The sequence below is a fragment of the Variovorax sp. CAN15 genome, from assembly GCF_030462475.1.
Classification (GTDB): Bacteria; Pseudomonadota; Gammaproteobacteria; order Burkholderiales; family Burkholderiaceae_C; genus Variovorax.
The window spans coordinates 1-19765 of sequence record NZ_JASMRZ010000091.1 but is presented as its reverse complement, the minus strand read 5'-3'; the positions used below and the strand labels follow the sequence as shown (position 1 = coordinate 19765).

At 69.2% G+C, this 19765-nt stretch carries 13 protein-coding genes; all 13 read right to left on the bottom strand.

Annotated elements, in window-relative coordinates; all coding sequences use genetic code 11:
• A partial coding sequence (locus QMO14_RS29425) for a type VI secretion system Vgr family protein (protein ID WP_301511525.1) occupies positions 1-2843 on the bottom strand: 2843 nt, incomplete at its 3' end.
• A 151-nt stretch (positions 2844-2994) separates the two neighbouring features.
• Positions 2995-5757, bottom strand: a complete 2763-nt coding sequence (tssH, locus tag QMO14_RS29420; protein ID WP_301511523.1) for a type VI secretion system ATPase TssH — start codon at positions 5755-5757, stop codon at positions 2995-2997.
• Entirely contained in the window at positions 5754-6884 is a 1131-nt protein-coding gene (gene tssG / locus QMO14_RS29415) for a type VI secretion system baseplate subunit TssG (protein WP_301511522.1), read from the bottom strand. Before tssG ends, tssH begins: the two co-directional genes overlap by 4 nt.
• On the bottom strand, positions 6860-8752 hold the full coding sequence (gene tssF, locus QMO14_RS29410) for a type VI secretion system baseplate subunit TssF (protein ID WP_301511520.1): 1893 nt from the start codon (positions 8750-8752) through the stop codon (positions 6860-6862). The genes tssG and tssF overlap by 25 nt, the downstream gene beginning before the upstream one ends.
• A gap of 7 nt (positions 8753-8759) precedes the next feature.
• Positions 8760-9275, bottom strand: a complete 516-nt coding sequence (gene tssE / locus QMO14_RS29405) for a type VI secretion system baseplate subunit TssE (RefSeq protein WP_126025725.1) — start codon at positions 9273-9275, stop codon at positions 8760-8762.
• On the bottom strand, positions 9268-10107 hold the full coding sequence (locus QMO14_RS29400; protein WP_301511519.1) for a type VI secretion system accessory protein TagJ: 840 nt from the start codon (positions 10105-10107) through the stop codon (positions 9268-9270). The genes tssE and QMO14_RS29400 overlap by 8 nt, the downstream gene beginning before the upstream one ends.
• 40 nt (positions 10108-10147) lie before the next feature.
• Entirely contained in the window at positions 10148-10705 is a 558-nt protein-coding gene (locus QMO14_RS29395) for a type VI secretion system tube protein Hcp (RefSeq protein ID WP_301511517.1), read from the bottom strand.
• 70 nt (positions 10706-10775) lie between these two features.
• The gene (locus QMO14_RS29390) at positions 10776-12770 is read right to left on the bottom strand and encodes a caspase family protein (RefSeq protein WP_301511516.1); all 1995 of its coding nucleotides are present in this window, start codon (positions 12768-12770) and stop codon (positions 10776-10778) included.
• 137 nt (positions 12771-12907) lie between these two features.
• Positions 12908-14092: a hypothetical protein gene (locus QMO14_RS29385; protein WP_301511514.1), complete on the bottom strand. Its 1185-nt coding sequence runs from the start codon at positions 14090-14092 to the stop codon at positions 12908-12910.
• 27 nt (positions 14093-14119) lie between these two features.
• Positions 14120-14869: a hypothetical protein gene (locus QMO14_RS29380; protein WP_301511513.1), complete on the bottom strand. Its 750-nt coding sequence runs from the start codon at positions 14867-14869 to the stop codon at positions 14120-14122.
• Between the two features lie 166 nt (positions 14870-15035).
• The gene (locus tag QMO14_RS29375; protein WP_367618180.1) at positions 15036-16667 is read right to left on the bottom strand and encodes a murein transglycosylase A; all 1632 of its coding nucleotides are present in this window, start codon (positions 16665-16667) and stop codon (positions 15036-15038) included.
• A 60-nt stretch (positions 16668-16727) separates the two neighbouring features.
• Positions 16728-18650 (bottom strand): serine/threonine-protein kinase, encoded by a 1923-nt coding sequence (locus QMO14_RS29370; RefSeq protein ID WP_301511510.1) that lies wholly within the window; start codon positions 18648-18650, stop codon positions 16728-16730.
• Positions 18651-19257: 607 nt separating this feature from the next.
• Positions 19258-19765, bottom strand: a 508-nt coding sequence (locus QMO14_RS29365; RefSeq protein ID WP_301511509.1) for an IS30 family transposase, incomplete at its 5' end; no start/stop codon positions are given.

Sequence of the window (19765 nt, the reverse complement as noted above, 5' to 3'; positions counted from 1 at the left end):
ACCCCGGGCGCCGGCGGAGGCGCGGGTGGCGCCGGCGGAGGCGGGGGCGGTGCGGCGGAACCGTCCGCATTGACCGATTCGTCGGCCGCCAGGCGTTCTCCGCCCGTGCCGACACCGGCGGCGCCCAAGGCGCCGACGATCAGTTCGCCGCCGGCGATGGCGACAGTGCCGATCACCGGAATGCTGCCGATCACACCTTCCATGCGACGGTTGCGCGTGATCGCACCGAGAGAGCGCAAGCGGCCGGCAAGTCCAGGCAGGTGCGCGGCATCGGCTTCATTGGCGGCGTTGTCCAGCGCATCGGCAGCGTCTGCGTATTGCTTCAAGGTCGCCGCGACATCGGCATCCGCGCTGGCGAGGCCCGCAACAGCCCCGAGGAGGCCCGCGACGGCAGCCCCGCCGGCTCCACCGGCCCCGGCGCCCGGGGTGAACGTATGCAGCGCAGCCTGCTCCACATCGACCGGAAAGGCCTGAATCTCGGGCGCGAGGCCCGACGACAGCTTGACGCCCAGCGCGGTATCGATCGCCACGCCCCCGAAGTTGGAGATGGCGATGGCCAGTGCGTTGTCGATGCTCATGCCCATGAAGGTCGAGCGCGCTATACCCAGGTTGGCTTCGCTGTTGGTGCCGATGTAGCCGCTGGTGTTCGGCCCCAGGATGGTCGTGTTGGAGCCGACCGAGGTCGCGTCGATGCTGCCCACCGCCATCATCTCGATGCCGGTGTTGCTCATCAGCTTGATCTTGTTGGCCATCAGGTGCAGCGGTCCGGTAGGCACCGTGATGTACTTCGAGCTCGAGCCCGTCACCATCCAGTCGATGTGCCCGGCCTCGAAGCTCATCTTCGCGGCCTTGTAAGTGACGTTGCCGCTGACGGTGATGGTCTGGTTGCCGATCACGTTGCGGGTTTCGCCGGCACGCGAAGTGTCGGTGCGCGCGCCGGTCACGTCGCTCAGGCTGGTGCCGGTCACCATGGTCTTGTCGTTGCTGTCGACGAATGTGGTGCGGTCGCCCACCACCTGGTTGTTCTGCTTGCCCTTGACCGTGTTCTTCTGGTCCACCACCACCATGTTGGTGTCGTTGCGCGTCACCGTGCTCTTGCGGTCGCGGTCCACGTGGTTGGTCTGGTCGCGCTTGACGGTGACGCTCTGGTCGCGGTCGATGGTGGTGGAGTCGTCGCGCTCCACGCTGCGGCTCATGTCCAGCTCGGCGTGGATGTTGATTTTTTCCTCGCCCTTCTTGTCCTCGAACATGATCTCGTTGTAGTTCGAGGAGCCGCCGCCGGGCGTGGAGCGCGTCTTGAAGCCGCTCTGCGTGGGCGACTTGTAGGGAATGGGCTGGTCGTCGTTGTAGACGCGGCCCATGATGATGGGCCGGTCGGGGTCGCCGTTGAGAAAGTCGACGATCACCTCCTGGCCGATGCGCGGGATGAAGTAGCCGCCCCAGCCCTTGCCGCCCCAGGGCTGCGATACCCGGATCCAGCAGGTGGACTTCTCGTTGCTCTCGTCGTAGCGGTCCCAGTGGAAGTGCACCTTCACGCGGCCGTGGTCGTCCACGTGCAGCTCGTCGCCCTTGGGGCCGACGACGATGGCGGTCTGCGGGCCCGGCATGGTCACGCGCGGCGTGAGGCGCGGCGTGCGGAACAGGCGCTCGACCGGCATCACGGTGAGCAGGAAGATGCTGCTGCCGGTCTGCGCGGCCGAGAGCGCGGGCGTGGCCGCGATGATCTCTTCCAGCACGGGCAGCGTGTCGGCATTCACCGCGTCGTCGCGCAGCACGTCGGCCAGCGCGGCATGCACGGGCTGCGCGAGGGTGTTGCCGCTCACGCCCTCGTAGCCGCGATGGCTGGCGACGAAGGTGCAGGCCGCGATCACGTAGTCGCCGTTGCGCGTGCCGTCGGGGTCGCCCTCGTACTTGAAGCCGCGCCCGGCCGTGACGTCGGGCCAGGGCGTCACGGCCCAGTGGCGGTCGCGGCGCGCGTTGAGCTCGTCGCCGCGCAGCTTGGCGCGGGTCTCGCCATCGTCGCCGCTGAAGTAGCCGCCCGGGAACTCGAAGAGCTCCAGGCTCGCGAGTTCGTGGTCGTCCGATGCGTCGATGTCGGCGCCCAGCTTCTTCTTGATGGCCTTGAAGTCGCTGTCGCGCGAGGCGTGCTTGCCGGTGTCGAACTGGCGCCCGCTCACCCAGCGCGAGATCTCGTTGAATCGCGGCTCGGCGGCGTTGACGGCCATGTGGCGCAGGGTGTCGGCCGCCGGCAGCTTCTCGTGTGCCATGTCGCTGGCGTCCGAAAGATGCATGGTGCCGGGCGCATCGTGCGCGTCGAACCAGTAGTAGATGCCCTCGTCCTCCAGCAGGCGCGAGAGAAACCTGTAGTCGCTTTCCTGGTGCTGCACGCAATAGCGGCGCGGGTTGTGCGTGCCGACCACGTTGTCGGCCTTGGTCTTCTTGAAGCGCTTGATGGGGCTGTCCTCGAACACCGCGTCGAGCACTTCGAGCACCTTCTTCTCCTGCAGGATGCGGGAGTTGGCTCGCTTGGTGAGCAGCCAGAACCACGAGCGCAGCGTGATGCGGTATTCGTAGTGCCGCCCCATGTGGCCCGCGCGCACGAAGCGCACCGCATGGCCCTGGCAGTGGCGCTCGTGCGTGCCGCCGTCGGCGTCCTTGAACCCGATCACCACGTCGAAGGCATGCCCGAGGATGTCCTTGGCGTCGATGGCCTTGTTCGTCGAGATCACCGTGAGCTCGTAGGCCGACGGGCGCGCCAGCGCCTCGTGTCCCACGATGCGCCAGAACATCAGGTCGTCCTTGGCGGGTGAATCGCTCTCGATGCGGAACTCGTTGTCGGCCATTTCTTGGTCTCTTGCGTCAATGCGGCGTCAGTCGTCGCGGCCCGTTCGCGAAACGCCGCGGAACCGGCTTTGCCGGGCCGCAGGCGTTGCCCCCTGCAAGGGGGTTGGCGAAGCGACACGAAGTGCGCGAAGACTGGGGGTGTGCGTCATGTCAGTCGAAGGCGTAGGTGAAGTCCGCGTCCTTCACGTCGAGCGCCACGCGGCGAATCTCCCCGCCCGAGGCCAGCCGCTGCAGGTACTCGACCGAGATCGTCGGCAGCACGGTGTTGGTGAGGATCGCGTCGATCACGCGCCCGCCCGACTCCGGGTCCTGGCAGCGCGCGACCACCTGGTCGACCACCGCGTCGCTGTACTCGAAGGGCACGCCGTGGTTGGTTTCCACGCGCTTCTTGATGCGGCCCAGCTGCAGCCGCACGATCTTCTTCATCATCTCGGGCGACAGCGGGTAGTAGGGAATGGTGACGATGCGGCCCAGCAGCGCGGGCGGAAACACCTTCATCAGCGGAGCCTTCAGCGCATCGGCCAGGCTGTTGGGCTCGGGCAGCAGCTCGGGGTCGCGGCACATGCTCATGACCAGCTCGCTGCCGGCGTTGGTGGTCAGCAGGATGATCGTGTTCTTGAAGTCGATCATCCGGCCCTCGCCGTCTTCCATCCAGCCCTTGTCGAAGACCTGGAAGAAGATCTCGTGCACGTCCGGGTGCGCCTTCTCCACTTCGTCGAGCAGCACCACGCTGTAGGGACGGCGGCGCACCGCCTCGGTCAGGATGCCGCCCTCGCCGTAACCCACGTAGCCCGGAGGTGCGCCCTTGAGCGTGGAGACGGTGTGCGCCTCCTGGAACTCGCTCATGTTGATGGTGATGATGTTCTGCTCGCCGCCGTACAGCGCCTCGGCCAGCGCGAGCGCCGTCTCGGTCTTGCCCACGCCCGAGGTGCCGCAGAGCATGAACACGCCGATGGGCTTCTGCGGGTTGTCCAGCCGCGCGCGCGAGGTCTGGATGCGCCGCGCGATCATCTCCAGGCCGTGCTTCTGTCCGATCACGCGCTGGTTGAGCGTGTCGGCGAGCTTGAGCACTGCCTCCACTTCGTTCTTGACCATGCGTCCGACGGGAATGCCGGTCCAGTCGGCGACCACCGAGGCGACGGCCTGCTCGTCGACCGAAGGCAGGAYCAGCGGCGACTCACCCTGCACAGCGTGGATCCTGGCCTGCAGCTCGTGCAGTTCGGCCAGCAGCGCGGCGCGGTCCTCGCTCCTTCCCCCGCTGGGGGAGGGTTGGGGCACGTCGGCCTTCGCACCATCGTCAGCATTGGATGCGCCGCTGCCCTCCCCCAGGGGGGGAGGGAGTGAAGCAGCATCCACCGGCTTGTTACCCGCACGCAGCTTGGCGCGCAGCTCCAGCAGCCGATCGACCAGCCCCTTCTCTTCCTGCCAGCGTGCGTTGAGCGCATCGAGCTGCACCTTCGATTCGGCCAGCAACGCGGCCACCTGCGCGGCACGCTTGGTCACGTCGATGCCGATGGCCTCTTCGCGGCCGATGATCTCCTGCTCGACCGTCAGCCCCTCGATGCGGCGCATGCAGTCTTCCACCTCGGGCGGCGTCGCGTGCTGCGACACGGCCACGCGCGCGCAGGCGGTGTCGAGCAGGCTCACGGCCTTGTCGGGCAGCTGGCGCGCGGGAATGTAGCGGTGGCTCAGCTTCACGGCCGCCTCGATGGCCTCGTCGAGCAGCTGCACGCGGTGGTGCTTCTCGAGCACGCTGGCCACGCCGCGCAGCATCAGGATGGCCTTGGTCTCGTCGGGCTCCGGCACCTGCACCACCTGGAAGCGGCGGGTGAGCGCCGGGTCTTTCTCGATGTATTTCTTGTATTCGGCCCAGGTGGTGGCGCCGATGGTGCGCAGGTTGCCGCGCGCCAGCGCCGGCTTGAGCAGGTTGGCCGCGTCTCCGGTGCCGGCCGCACCGCCCGCACCCACCAGTGTGTGGATCTCGTCGATGAACAGGATGATGGGCGTGGGCGAGCTCTGCACCTCGTCGATCACCTGGCGCAGGCGCTGCTCGAACTCGCCCTTCATGCTCGCGCCGGCCTGCAGCAGGCCGATGTCGAGCGTGAGCAACTTCACGTCCTTCAGCTGCGGCGGCACGTCGCCGCGCGCCAGGCGCTGTGCGAAGCCTTCCACCACGGCCGTCTTTCCGACGCCCGCCTCGCCGGTGAGCAGCGGGTTGTTCTGGCGGCGGCGCATGAGGATGTCGACGATCTGGCGGATCTCCTCGTCGCGGCCCGTCACCGGGTCCATCTCGCCCTTCTTGGCCTTCTCGGTGAGGTCGACCGCGAACTTCTTCAGCGCGTCGCCCTTGCCCATGGCGGCCGGCGCCATCGCGCCGGAGTCTTCGCCGGGCGCGCCGCTGCCCATGCCGGTGCCGTCCTGCGCGCGCATCTGCGCTTCGGGCGAGGCGTCGCAGATCTTCGCGAAGTTGTCGGCCAGGTCCTCGACCTTGACCTTCTCGAACTGCTTCGACAGGCCGAACAGCGGGTTGCGCAGGCTCTGCGTCTTCAGCATGCCCACCAGCAGGTAGCCGGTGCGCACCTGGGCCTCGCCGAACTGCAGCGTGGCGTAGGTCCATGCGCGCTCGATGGCGTTCTCGATGTGCGGCGAGAAGTCGCTGATGGCGGTGGCGCCGCGCGGCAGGCGGTCGAGCGCGGCGGTCATGTCTTTCGCGATGACCGACACGTCGAGGCCGTAGTGCTGGATCACGCGGTGCAGGTCGGAGTCCTGCGCCTGCAGCAGCTGCGCGAACCAGTGCTCCAGCTCCACGTACGGATTGCCCCGCATCTTGCAGAACACGGTGGCGCCTTCGATGGCCTTGTAGGCCAGCGAGTTGAGCTTGCCGAAAAGGGCGGTGCGGCTGATTTCACTCATGAGGGACTCCGTATCTCTTCTGGACGAATGAAGGTGGGCTTGTTGAAAGACTGGCTGCCGATGCGCACGTCGGCGGCGTCGTGCGAGCGCCTGCGCTCGCCGAGCCACGACACCCAGCCCAGGCGCGGCGCGCTGCCCTTGGTCACGCCCAGTCGGGTGGCGGGCACCTGCGCCTTCTCGAGCACGAGCTCGGCGTCCCACTCGAGCTCGTCGCCGAGCAGTTGCTGCATCCAGCGCTGCAGCACGGGGCGCGCGTCGCCGATGGGCAGGAACATGCGGTATTGCTCGATCGTGAGCGGCCCCAGATGCAGGCGCACGCGGTGCTGGCGGTCCCACGCGCGGGTGCCGAGCATGGCGCCCATGCCCATGGAACGCGAGCTCTCGCCCTGCCCCAGCCGCGTGAGTTCACCGGCGGGCAGGCTCATCCAGTGGCCGACCCAGCGCTCCAGCTTCACCGGCACGCCGAAGTAGCTGCACAGCACCGACTCCACGCTCTCCACGTTGTGCACGCGGCGCGCGAGCCAGCCCGAGAAGTGCAGCCGCGCGTCGTCATGGATCTCGTCGCGCTCCACACGGCCCGGCGTGCCGATGCCGACCAACGCGCCGATCTGCAGGCGGAAGCGGTCCTCGCCGGGCCGGTCCAGCGCCACGGCCGGGCGCGACTGCGCCCATGCGCGGTAGAAGTGCAGCGAGAAGCGGTGCGAAAAACTGTCGAGGAAAGCCAGCCAGGTCGGGTCGCCGTGGTTCAGGCTGCGCTCGCGGATGAAGTCGCTCAGGTGCACCGGCAGCGGCCCGTTGGGGCCGATGTAGCCGAAGAACTGCTGGCGCAGGCGCGGCGGCGAGTGCGCTGTGGCGGGCTCGAAGCGGCTGAAGCTCGCGGGCGCGAACGAAAGCGAAGGTTCCTGCCCCACGCGTACCGGCTCGGCGCTCGGCAGCAATGCGCGGCCCCAGCGCGGCGTGGTCTTCGCGACCGACTCCAGCCGGCGCATCACCGCGAAATAGTCGAAGGCCCAGGGCTCGGCCGACCAGCCGCGCAATGCGGCATCGACGCGGTCCTGCACCCCGCCCCCGGCCTGCCCGGGCGCGCGGGCCACGTTGCCGATCACAGGATCTGCCGCGTCCCGCACAGCGGCCTCCAGCGCATGGTCTCGCCCTTGCCCGCGATGCGCAGCACGGTCTCGACGAAATGGTTCACCTCCACGTGGCGCGAGAGAAAGCGCGCCAGCACGGCACCGAAGAGAAAGCTGCTGTGGCCGTGGAAGGCGTCCTTGTCGACCTCCAAGGTCACCTCCAGTCCGCGCCCGAAGGCGATCGGCCCCTTCAGAGGCAGGCGGCGCGCCACGGGCTTGCACTTCACCGACAGCAGCCCGCGCACCTGGCCCTGGCGCATCTCGTCGGCATGCACTGCGTAGAGCATCAGCGTCTCGCGCAGCGCGGCGGCGCCCTGCTCCGGCGTGCTGTCGGACAGCGACAGGTAGTTGAGCGCGAGATGGTCGACCACGCGCCAGCCCAGCCCCTGGCTCACCACCGGCGACACCGGCCGCGAGGGCCCGCGCACCATGCGCACGCGCTGCACGGGGAAGGAATCGACGCAGTCGAAGTCGTTCTCGCGGCCCAGCGGCATCAGCAACGGCAGGTCGCGGTTGGTGCACAGCGCGGTCACCGCCAGCTGCCGCAGCGTGGCCGCGTACGGCGCCTGCTGCGGATCGACGATCTGCATGTAGACCTCGGAGCCGATGTGGCTGCTGCGGTTGCCCTCGGTGCGCTGGCGCACCGACAGCATGCGCGGCTCGCGCGTGACCGTGAAGTAGGCCGGGTGGCTCATCCGGCTGCCGTGGAAGGCCGAATAGAAGGGCCTGAACGGCTGCTCGGCCGCGGCCGCGTCGGTGCCCGGCGTGCCGTGGCCGATGACCTCGGTAACAGTGTGCACCTCGAAGTCCTGCGGCCGCGTGCGGTCGGGCACCAGGTGGAACTGGCTCACGCCCTCGGTCAGCGGCACGCGGTCGAGCCGCTTGGTGAACAGGTTCACCGCGGGCACGCAGTGCAGCAGCACGTTGTCCGCGCTCACGAGCTTTTCGAGGGCCGCGTCGCCGCGCGAGAACAGCAGCACGATCTCGACCTCGGCAACCGGCATCTGCGCCAGCAGCGCCTTGAGCCCGCCGATGCGCACGAACTGGAAGCGCTGGGGAAAGGCGAAGTACTCCTGCAGCAGCCTGAAGCCCGAGAAACCGGTGGCGGTGACGGGCAGCAGCGCCTCGTCGTCTTCGAAGCCGACCGCGCCGATGGCGCCGGGCGGCAGGCTGCGCGGCGTGCCCTGCAGCGCACCGCCCGGCCCCAGCGGCCGCACCAGCACGCCGATGGGCTGGCCCAGCGCGCATTCGTGCAGCTGCCAGGCCACGTCTTCCGCGCCGCCGAAATGCAGCACGAGGTCGTCGAGCGCGATCTGGCTGAAGTCCAGCCCGGCCGTGGCGCGCAGCACGATGCGCAGGCCGCCGCGGATCGCGCGCGACTGCGGATGCGTGTTCAGCGGCAGGTCGGGCGCGTAGGTGAAGTACTGCGCGCGCTGCACCTCGATGGGCCAGATGCGCAGGGCGCTGGCCGTGCGGAACTCGCAATGCGTGTTCTGCCCCACCGCCTGCCGCGCACGCAGGCCGCTGCCACGCGGCAGGCTCGGGCCGGTGGCGAGGTTGGCGTCGTCGGGGTCGGGCGCGAAGGAGACCACCACCATCGCCGGCGTCGGCGCGAGGAAGTGCGGATAGACGATGTCCAGCAGGTGCCCGGTGAAGCGCGGGTATTCGGCGTCGAGCTTCAGGCCCACGCGCGCCGAGAGGAAGGCCGTGGCCTCGATGAGCCGCTCCACGTACGGATCGGCGACCTCCTGGCCTTCGATGCCAAGCCGATGCGCAATCTTTGGAAATGCGCGTGCGAACTCTGAAGAGCTTTCGCGGAAGTAGCGCAGTTCCTGTTCGTACAGACTCAGCAGCCTGGGGTCCATGGCGGACTCACCTCGGGTTTTGCGCCATGTCCACGATCTCGATGCGGCCCTCTTCGAGGTCTACGCGGCTTCGCATGAGGAACTCCAGCGGCACGGGCTGCGCCCACAGCATGCCGCGGATCTGCAGGCCGATGCTGTTGTGCGAGTCAAGTGCCGGGCCCTCCATGATGAGTTCGACTTCGAGTGTTCGGGACAGGATGCGCGGCTCGAACTGCAGGATTGCGTTCTTCAAAGCCTGTTCCATGCTGACACGCTGCACCGACGAGGTGAACTGGCCAGACAGCATAGGCAATCCGTAGTTGATGACCGAGCGCGCCGCGTTGGGGTACTGCCTGTCGTCCATCGAGAGGCCGTAGCCCGTGGCGTTGAAGAGCCAGCCCAGGTCGCGCAGCACGGCCTGCCGCAGCGCCTGCTTGGTCAGGGTGCGCTTGTCGTCGCTCTCGCGCTTCTCGTCGGGCGCGTTGTCGACGAGGCGATCGAGCAGCGAAGGCTGCAGCCGCTCCTGCGCGGTGAGCTCAGCCATCGACGGCACCTTCGGCCGCTGTATCGGCCTCGGCATCATCCGGCGTGAACAGGATCTCGCGCACGTCCATCAGCGCGTGCTCGCTGCCGTCGCTGCTGCTCAGCACGCGCTGGCCCCAGCCGGCCCAGACCTCGGGGCGCAGCTCGCGCCATTCGGTCTTGCGCGCGAGGCGCAGCTCGCCGTCTTCCTGCTTCTCGGTGCCTTCGTAGCGCGTGGGGATGAGCGCGAGGGTCTCACCGCCGTTCTCGAACTGCAGGTGCGCGGGCATCCACACGCAGTCGCGCAGGTCTTCGGGCGGCTCGATCTTGATGTGGGCGAGGCGTGCGTACGGAATCCAGTAGTACTTCCCGTTGACGAAGGCCTCGAGCACCGGACCCAGGCGCATGTCGGCGTCGGAGAGCCATTCGAAGGGCTTGCCGTCGATGCTGCCGCCGATGGCGGGCGCGCCGTCGAAGGCACGCTGGCGCAGGTCCTCGGCCAGTTCGCTCTCACCTCGGCCCTGGCGCAGCAGCGACTCGATGAGCAGCGCCAGCCACTCGTCGGGCTGGCCGAAGATCATCGGCGTTCGCGTACCGGCGAACACCTCGGCGCGCAGGCCCTCGCAGCGCACGGCCTCGCCGTAGACCTGCTTCATGGGCACGGCCAGCGCGTCGAGCTCGGCCGCGACGGTGAGCTGGTTGAGCGCGCGCTCCCACTGACCCAGCACGCACAGCAGCTGCGCCATGAACACGCGGTGCCTGCTGTCGGAAGGCTTGGCGCGCACGTCGTCGCTCAGGGCCTTGAGGGCGGCGGCGGGATCGGCGGCCTTGAGGAATTCGGCGGCGGTGGTCATGGTGTGCGGCTCCTTGCGGCTGGACTGGTGGGCGTGCGGATCAGGCGCGGGTGAACTGGCATTCGCGCACCGCGCCGCGCAGGCCGGTGGTCTTCTGCGGCGCCGAGCGCACTTTCACCGTGCGGTAGCTGATGGAGATCAGCTCCGAGGGCACGCCCCAGTGGCCGCCCGAGCTCAGCACCAGCCGGCAGATGCGCGCGTTCTCCAGCACCAGCTCGAAGGTCGACTGCGCATCGGGCGCGCGCTCGTCGCCGCCGGACTTGAAGGCGCTGATCATCACCTTCAGGTCTTTCTCCTGCGCGCGCAGCAGGCTGGCGATGGTGGCGGTGGCCGCGTCGCTGCGGCGCGCGACGATCAGGTTGTTGGGCACCACCTGGTTCTGGCTGGAAGACTCGGGCACCTGCACCGACCAGTAGTAGCCGCCGATGTTCAGGCGCGCCTTGCCGTCGTCGAAGCTGCGCTCCAGCTCGCCTTCGACCGGCGCGCCCTTGTTCTCGATCAGCATGACCAGGTCGGTCTCGGCCGAGCCGGTGCCGATCAGCTCGTAGAACTGGCGGGCGTCTTCAGGGCTCCAGGAGCCGTCGTCTAGGAATGCCATATCACCTCCGGATATCGGGAAGAAAAGGAAACGGGAAAAAGAAGATGGCGCCGGGCGCCGCGCTTCGCCGTCATGGCCGGGCACCTGCATCCGCCGCAACGGCGCTCCTGCGCAGCAGGGCCGCGAACACCTGGCGTTCGGCGCTCTCGGCCGGTGGCTGACCGCCACGCACGCGCACCTCCGAAACGTCGGCCTGCGCATAGCCCACGCCGAACAGGCGCGGCGCGCTGTAGGGCGCGGCGGGCACGGCCATGACCAGCAGGCGCGCGTCGCCCGCCGCGTCGAGCCATGGCAGGTCGAAGCGCTTCGCCGAGGGCTGCTCAGGCGTGCCGCGCTTGAAGCGGTTGGTTTCGCCGGACTCGTCGGGATAGACCGGCTGCAGGTTGCCGCGGGCGTCGATGCCGGCGATGACCAGATCGAGCGAGCGGCCGCTGGTGTTGCGCACGTTCAGGCGCACGCGCTCGCCGGCACGTGCGGCGGGCAGCGCGTTGGCGGATTGCGAAACGGGCACGCTGCTCAGCATGCGGTCGCCGCTCCACACCTCCAGCGCGGCGTCGAAGCCGTCGAGCTGGCCGTCCTTGCCGTAGCCCTGCAATTGCGAGAGCCACTTGAGCTGCGCCAGCGCCTGCAGCCGGCGGCGCAGCGCGGCGGTGTCGGGCAGCACCACGGTGGAGACGCTCGCGCCGAAGAGCGGCGCGAGCAGTTCGAGGCGCTGGCCCGAGGCACCGAGGTCGGTCCAGCGCACGTCGGCAGTGGCCGCGCTGTCCGCCGCGCGGATCGCGGCCGGGTAATCGAGGCTCAGGCCAATTGGCAAGGGCTTGTCGGCGCGCACGCGCAACGCGGTGGCGGCTGGCTCGGCCATGGGCGTGACGCTCCAGAAGGCACTGCCCGGCACGTCCGTCAGCGCCGCCGGCACGGCCAGCCATGCGTTGCCGAGCTTGATCTGCGACACGGCAGCCGGCGCGCCGCGCACGGTGCCGTCGTCGAGCGTGGCGAGCACGCGCAGTTCCTGCTGCTGCGCAATGCCGTCGAGCAGGCCCGCCTTGATGGCCAGGCTGTCGCCGCTGCGCTGCGCGCGCCACACGGGGCGCGTGGATGCGGGAGCGCCGCTGTTGGCGAACAGCGGCGCGTCGAGGTTGCCTTCGGCCACCGGGGACGGCAGCTCGCGTGTCGGAAAACGCTGCGCGAGTTCGTCGATGACCGGCGGGTACAGCGCGAGCACGCCATCGAACAATTCCCGCCAGGTGGCGGGTTTTCGCGAGAGTGCTTCCACCATCGCCCAGGTCAGCAGGCCCTGCGGCCTTGCGTTGCGCGCCTTGCGCGGCAGCCGCAGCTCGGGCGTGATCTGGTGGCTCTCGGACGCGAAGAAGGCGACATAACGAGCGCGCGGCACGGCCTCGGCCGGCGCGGGCGGTGCCGGCTGCCGGGCGGGTGGCGCGCCGCCCGTCAGCTGCGTCGCGCGCAGTCCGCGCCAGCGCACCTCGTCGTCGGGCGGGCCCTCGGCGGTGGGTGGCGCATCGGCGATGCCGCGCGTCATGGAGTTGGCGGAGCAGGTGTCGAACACCGAGGCCACGAACACGTTCCTGGCGAGGAAGGACTGGATCCACACATCGAAGTCCACGTCGCGCAGGTCGCCCGCGAGCGCGTTGTCGCTGCCCAGCGTGCCGCGCACGTCGCGCGCGAGGAAGTTCTCCGACAACCCGTCGGGCTCCTGGTAGCGCTTGACGATGTCGCGCAGCCGCGTGCCATGGCCGGAGAAGTACAGCAGCACGAAGTCGCCGCTCTTCGACTGCGCGAGCAGCTTCGTCAGCGCATCGTGGATGGCCTGCGCCTCGGGCAGCGCCGCGCCGCTCACGCCGTCGGCGAGCACGGCGATGTCGGGGGCGGCAAAGCCCTGCTTCAGCAGCGCGTCGCGCATCAGCATCACGTCGTTGCGCGGCGCCTGCAGCCACAGCGCCTGCGGCTGGTTGACGAGTTCAGAGACGCCGACGAGCAGCGCGCGCTGGGTGGCGAAGGCGAGGCTTCCACAGGCGAGCAGCCACAGGATGAGCAGCGCCTGCAGCAAGCGCAGTTGCCTCGCTCCTTCCCCCTTTGGGGGAAGGCTGGGATGGGGGCAGGCAGAGCGCCCAATGGACACGCCGCGTGCCCCCACCCCTGCCCTCCCCCAGAGGGGGAGGGAGGAAGACAGGCGGGCGCCGCGGGTCATGGCCGCCGCTCCCCGGCAGATCCGAGCGCCCCGGCCGATTCGACCAGCGGCGAGGCTGCGAGCGCGGCCAGCGCTTGCACAGGCTGGGGCGCGCGCAGGCGCCATGCGCCATCGACGCCCGGCCCGCCCACCACGTCGGCCGAGATCGACTGCAGCAGCCGGTCGGCCTCGTCCATGCGCGCGCCGGGCTTCCAGCGCACGAAGAGGTCGGCGCGCGCCGGTGCGGCTGCGGGCGCCGTGGGCACGGCTCGGAAGCGCACTTCGTCGTCTTCGGGCGCGCCACGGCCGCCGATGAGACCGGCGTTCTGGATCACCACGACCAGCGCCAGCACGGCAAAAGCCGGGCGTGCCCAGCCTTCGGCGCCGAACCAGCGGCGGATGCTGCCCCACCAGCCGCCTTCGGGGCCGGGCTGCGGCCGAGCGCGCGAAGGAGATGGAGAAGGAGCGGCCTCGTCGCTCCCGGGCCGCGTCATCGCGGTGCCGAGTTCCAGACCCGCGTCGCGGTACAGGTCCTGGTAGTCGGTGCGCGGATCTTCCGGCCCGAGCGGCGTGCCCGACAGCACCGAGAACACACCGCCGCCCACGCCGCGCAGCGCGATGCGCCCGGGTTCCGGCGCGATGGCGGGCGCCGCGCGCGCGGCCCATTCGTCGTGCACCGCGCGGATGGCCGCCAGCCGCGTGGCCGATATCTCGCCCAGCACGCGCGCACACAGCCGCGGACTGGGCTCGAGCGTGATCACGTTCCATGTCTGGATCACGCCGAACATGGGCTCGAAGGGCTCGTCCTCGGGCTCCAGCAGCACGTCGAAGGCACTAGCCCAGTCGGCCTCGCCGGCGGCCATCCAGCCCTGCCAGAGGTCGTCGTGGATGCAGCGGTCGAGCAGCACGCCGAGCAGCCGCCCCCTGCACAGCACACTGACGAGGCGGCCCGGCGCCCAGCGGGCCGGGAAGGTACGCTGGGCGACAGCCTCGCGGCGCCGGGCCAATTCGGTGAGAGGCATCAACAGGTCGGGTCCGGCGGCGGCAGGCGCGGCCGGCGTTCCCGGCGGTGATCCGGGCATGGCCACGGTGGCCGTGCCGGGCGCGTCGTCTCCGGTTCCGGCGTCCGGCACAGTGGCCGCGCCGGTCGTTTCCAGCGCGTGGCGTATCACGCCGAGCGGGGGCCAGAGGTCGTGGGTCATGGCGTCTGTTCCTGAATGGCTATGTCTTCAGGCGTAAGACGCTTCAGCACCGAGGATTTTGAAAACCTGCAGGATCGCCGCCATGTTGTCGGGCTCGATGGCGATGCCCAGCGTCTGCTGAAGCCAGCCGCCGAGCCGGGTCCTTGCGTAGTCCGCGGTGAGCCCTTCGCGCTTGTGCACCAGGCCCAGCCGGCCGGCGCGGTAGTGATAGGAAGCGATCGCATGGCGCGATGCGATGCCCGACAGCCCGCCCTCGGCCTCCTTGCCGAAGCCCTCGCACAGCAGCAGCCGCTCGGGCTCGGGCAGCGCCGCGATGAACTCGCGCGCGGCCTGCTGCACGGCCTGCACGCTCAGGCCGTGCTCGGAGAGGCAGCCTTCGAGGTCCTCGCCGGCGCCGATCTCGTCCTCCAGTTGCGCCTCGGTGATCTGGTCGCCGATGGACAGCTTGCGGCGGAAGGCGCTCGCGCGCGTGCAGTCGATGAGGTAGCGGCGGAAGTAGGCGCACAGCGCGAAGGCGGTGGACGGCGCGCTGTGGCCCGCGCGCTCTTCGGCCTCGTCGGGGTCGGCGTCGAGCCGCAGCACCTTCACGTAGATGAACTGCGCCACCAGCTCCTGCCGGCCCTCGCCCAGCACCTGCAGTTCGGGCGGGTTGCAGGCCACCAATGCCCCGCCGACGATGCGGTACATGGCGCCCATCTCGCCGGGAGACAGCGTCTGGCGCCGTCGCCACAGGCGAACGAGCTCACTGCTTTCCGCGGACGACAGCGTCTCGATCATCGGCTCACCCCCAGGCTGCGCGCACTTCGTGCCGCTTCGCCCACCCCCTTGCAGGGGGCAGCACCGGCGGCCCGGCGAAGCCGGTTCCGCGGTGTTCCCCGAACGGACCTCGCTTCGCCGGCCAGCGGGATGACCATTGGCCCGGGGGATTGCATCCTTCGATCCTTCAGTCGTCGACGCAGCTGTCTTCCGATGGCACCAGGCACTGCGGCAGGTTCGCGCCCACCGGCCCGCCGCGCGTGCGGATGGTCGAGGACACGGCCGCCTGCGCCACGGCGAGGCCGCGCGGCAGCAGTATCCAGAGCTGCCCGCGCTCCTTCATGCGGCGCGCGTTGGTCGCGGCCTGCTGGCCGTTGCCGAAGAAATAGTCGGCCCGCACCGCGCCGCGGATGGCGCCGCCGGTGTCCTGCGCGATGGTCAGGCGCTGCATGGGCGCGCCGCTGCCGGGCGTGCGCGTGGAGACGAACACCGGATAGCCCAGCGGCGTGCTGCGCGGATCGACCGCGATGGAGCGCCCCGCAGAAAGCGGAACGCCGAAGGCGCCCACCGGTCCGCCCACGGGCGAAGTCGATTCCTTGAAGAACACATAGCTCGGGTCCTTGATGCCCGAGCCAGTCACCGCGCCGGCCGCCGGGCGCCGTCCCGGCACCACCACCGCGCCGCTGGTCACCGGCCGCGCCAGCGTGAAGCCGCGCGTGCGGATGGTGCCGTCGGCCACCGAGCCGATGTCGCTGTCGTCGTCGTCGCCGTCGTCCAGCTGCAGCTCGATGGACGAGCCGCGCACCTTCACCGCGCTGCGCGGCTTGCCGTTGGCCGCCCGCGCCAGCGTGGGCCGGAAAGGCTGGCCGTTCTGCTCGGCATAGGCCACGCGCACGATGTCGCCGTTGGCCATGCGGATGCGGCCCGAGCCCTGGATCTGCATCTCGTACAGCGCGGTGGCGCTGCTCACGAAGGCCAGCACCTTGGCGTTGGGCGCGCCCTTGGTCTCGATCTCTTCGCGCGTGTAGTACGGCAGCAGCTGCTTGCCCTCGATGCGCAGGCGCACCTTGCGGTCCAGCGTGTCGCGCGCGATGCCCGAGAGGTCCAGCGCATAGAGGCCCGGCGCGCCCATGTCGCGCGTGCTCAGGCCGGTCTGCACCACCACCTTGCGGCCCTGGACGCGGGCCGCCACGGTGCCGTTGCCCGGCGGCAGCTTGCGCGCGTCGGCGAACAGCATGTCCTCGGGCTGGCCGTACACCGGGTAGATGAAGGGCGCGCCGTACTGGCGCGCACCGGGGATCTCGGGCTCGAAGTAGCCGGTGACCACGCCGTCGGGCCGGCGGTCGTCGTCGCGGATCTGGTAAGCCGAGAACTCGCCTTCGAAGAAGCCCCGGATGGCGTTGTTGTTCTTGCTGTCGACCTTCTGCGCGCGGTCGCAAACCGACTTCCATTCGGCGCCGCGGCCGTTGAGCACCTTGCAGCTGCCGAGGAAGGCGGGCCAGCTCTCGGAGAAGTCGTCGCGCGACCAGCCCGGCACCGAGTCGAAGCTCACCGAGGTGTAGGTGGCGAGCTGCGTCGAGAAGGTGCGGGCCTGGCCGGCCAGGCTCGCGCCGGGAGGCGGGCGCGACGCGGCGGTATCGGTGCTCACGGGAGCGGGTGCCGCGGCCGCGGCCGCGGTTTCGGTGGCCGCCGGCGGAGGCGTGGTACAGCCCGCCAGCGCCGCCATGGCGGCGGCCGTCGCGAGAGCGCTCCACCGGAGCGGGCGGCCAGGCCCTCGCGTTCTGCGTGCCTGGTGCTGCTGCGATTGCGATGTGGTCATCATGAAAGCCTCCTTGTCCGGAAAGTGGTCACGGCCCCGGGGCCGACGCTCTGCAGACGATTACTTCTCGACGATTTTGAAATTGCCGACGCCGTAGACGTCGTTGCACGGGGTGTTGGGCGCGCACACCGGCTTGCCCAGCAGCGGCGACGGACCGGTGCCGCGCGTGGCCTCCAGCGCGGCCAGCACGGGCAGCGGGAACACCGGGAACACGCCGTCGTTCTGCACGCCCGCGGCGCTGAAATCGCGCTCGTGCTCGCTCACCAGCACCGCGAACTGGTCGGTGCCCGCCGGCCCGCCCGCGTCCATCGGCCACGAGGCGCGCGGCAGCGACAGCGTGCCGCCCGCGGTGATCTTGTTGTACTTGTCCAGCAGGTTCGGGAACAGCAGGAACATCTCGCCGCCGCTCGACAGCAGGAACACGTAGACGAATCCCTCGCGCTTGCTGCGGACCTCGAAGGCGAGCCGGTCCTTGCCGATGGCGACCTCGGCTTTCTTCGGCATGGCCGTCACGTCGAAGCCGGGCGCCGCGCCGGCCGCGAGCGACTGCAGCGACTCGGCCGGCGTGCGCGGGGCCGGAGGGGGAGGCGGTGGTGGAGGCGGCGGGGGCGGTGGTGCCTCGGCAACCCTGGTGTCGGACGGCGGAGCCGGCGTGGTGCTGACGACCGGCTTGTCGTCGGCACCGCCTCGCCCCTGGAACCACCACCAGCCCCCGCCGGCCGCCGCCGCGAGCACGGCGATGGAAGCGAGGGCGATGGCGGTCTTGCTGCCGCCGCCCTTGTTGCCCGCAGGCGCGGGGGCGGGCGCAGACGCTTTCTTCGCACCGCCCGCCTTGCCGGCGATGACCGTGGCCGCATCCGCATTCGTGCCTGCCATCGTCGTCCGCGCGCCGGACGACGATGGCGGCTGCGTGCGCGGCACCGGCGCGACGCTGTGCCCCACTTCCAGGTCGAGCGCCGCGCGCAGTTCCTCCATCGACTGCGGCCGCTGCTCGGGCCGCACGCCCAGCCCCGCGTCGATCGCCTCCAGCAGGCGCGGGCTGTAGCGCTTGCGCAGGATCTCGTTGCCCGCGAGCGGCACGTAGCTGTCCGACAGCAGGCGCGCCACCGAAGGCGGCGGCGCGCGGCCGCACACTGCCACGTGCATCACCGCCGCGAGCGCGTACACGTCCGTCCACGCGCCCTGCGACATGTCGGGCATCTCGGCGTACTGCTCGATCGGCGCGTAGCCGGGCTTCAGGATCACCGTGATCGCCTGCGTCTTGTCGGTGATCACGCGGCGCGCGGCGCCGAAGTCCAGCACCACCGGGCGGCCCGAGCCTTCGAGCAGGATGATGTTGTCGGGGGCGATGTCGCGGTGATAGCAGTTGGCGTTGTGCATCACCGCCAGTGCCTGCGTCACGCCGTCCATGATGCGGATCAGCCATGCCTCGTCTACGCCCGCCGGAATCGACACCAGGGCTTCACGCAGCGTCTCGCCCCTGTAGAAGGGCATGACCATGTAGGTGGTGCCTTTTTCCTGCCAGAAGCGGTAGACCTTGAGTAGCGACGGATGGTCGAACTGGGCGAGCAGGCGGGCTTCGTTGATGAAGCTGCGCATGCCCAGGTCGAAGGTTTCGCGGTGTCTTTCCGACAGGGGGACTACTGTGCCGTCGTTCTGTCTTGTGGAGAGGGAGGTGGGGAGGTATTCCTTGATTGCGACTACGCGTTCGAGGGTGTGGTCCCAGGCTTCGTAGACGACGCCGAAGCCGCCTTGGCCTATGACTCTTGTGATTTCGAATTCTGCGAGGCGGCTGCCTACTGGGAGCAGGCCTGCTTCCGTTGTGCCGGTGGCGGGGCTTGTTACCGGGGTTGTGCCGGACATGCTTGTGGGGGGGCCTGCCGTGATGACTGTGGCGGAGGTGTCGCCTGTTGTCGTGGGCTGCGACGGCGGTGTTGATTTGGGGACTACGCGGGTGCGGTCGTCTTCGTTGGAGTCGGTCATTGACTGGCTCCTCTTTGAGTTGTGCTTGGAGTTTGTTTCCCGGGGCCGGGTCTCGGCCCGGCGGCCGACCTACTTTTCTTTGCTTCGCCAAAGAAAAGTAGGCAAAAGAAAGGCGACCCCACTGTCTGCGACCCCTTCGCTGCGCTACGGGGCAACCTGCGGTGCTCGCGTTTCGCGGGGTCTCGCCCAAACTCGCTTCGCTCAGACAAGGGCGAGCCCTGATCCGCGAAACGCTGCGCTCCTCGGCGCAGCCAGAGGGGATTGGAGACACGCGGGCCATCGCTGCGCTCGGCCACGGGCGCCCAGCAGGCGCTTTGCGCCTGCTGGGCTTGGAATGAAGGCGCGTGGTTGTCGAAGCCACCAGAACTGGATGCGCCGCCGAGCGAAGCGAAGGCCAGAGTAGACTGTTCAAGAGCCGAGCGAAGCGATGGCGCGGATCGCTCCCTTCTGGCTGTGCCGAGGAGCGCAGGCGCAGGAGGGATCAGGGCCGCAGCTGTTTGAGCGAAGCGAGTTCTGCGGACCCCCTCCTGCGCCGAGCACCGCAGGTTGCCCGTAGCGAAGCGAAGGGACACAGACAGTAGGGTCGCCTTTCTTTTGCCTGGCGGTCTCAAATCCCAAGTGCAACGATAGGTTGGATATCGACATTCTGGTTGAAACAGTCTTCGAAGAGGACTTGTGCCGGAGTACGGAACCCCAAGGTCTTGCGTGGGCGGGTGTTCAGGCTCCAGGCGATGTGATCGAGATGGCGCTGAGAGTGAACGCTCAAGTCCGTTCCCTTGGGCAGGTACTGCCTGATCAAACCATTGGTGTTCTCGTTGATGCCGCGCTGCCAAGGGCTGTGAGGATCCGCAAAGTAGATCTTCAAACCCGTGCTTTCGGCGAGCTTCTTGTGCAAGGCCATCWCCTTGCCTTGGTCGTAGGTCAAGGTTTTTCGAAGCGCTTCGTCCAATGGCGAGAAGGCTTGCTCGTAGCCCTTGAGAGCATCCAGCGCCGTGGCGCCATCCATCTTGACCAGCATCACGAACAAGGTCTTGCGGCAGACCAAGGTGACCACGGCCGAACGGTTGAGCTTTCCCTTGATCAAGTCGCCCTCCCAATGCCCAGGCAGCAGGCGG

Bases quoted from the DNA above. Each gene is read 5' to 3' on its own strand.
- QMO14_RS29370 (WP_301511510.1), bottom strand. From the start codon at position 18,650: ATGACCGACTCCAACGAAGACGACCGCACCCGCGTAGTCCCCAAATCA.
- QMO14_RS29400 (WP_301511519.1), bottom strand. From the start codon at position 10,107: ATGACCACCGCCGCCGAATTCCTCAAGGCCGCCGATCCCGCCGCCGCC.
- QMO14_RS29385 (WP_301511514.1), bottom strand. From the start codon at position 14,092: ATGACCCACGACCTCTGGCCCCCGCTCGGCGTGATACGCCACGCGCTG.
- tssF (WP_301511520.1), bottom strand. From the start codon at position 8,752: ATGGACCCCAGGCTGCTGAGTCTGTACGAACAGGAACTGCGCTACTTC.
- QMO14_RS29380 (WP_301511513.1), bottom strand. From the start codon at position 14,869: ATGATCGAGACGCTGTCGTCCGCGGAAAGCAGTGAGCTCGTTCGCCTG.
- QMO14_RS29395 (WP_301511517.1), bottom strand. From the start codon at position 10,705: ATGGCATTCCTAGACGACGGCTCCTGGAGCCCTGAAGACGCCCGCCAG.
- QMO14_RS29375 (WP_367618180.1), bottom strand. From the start codon at position 16,667: ATGACCACATCGCAATCGCAGCAGCACCAGGCACGCAGAACGCGAGGG.
- tssE (WP_126025725.1), bottom strand. From the start codon at position 9,275: ATGGCTGAGCTCACCGCGCAGGAGCGGCTGCAGCCTTCGCTGCTCGAT.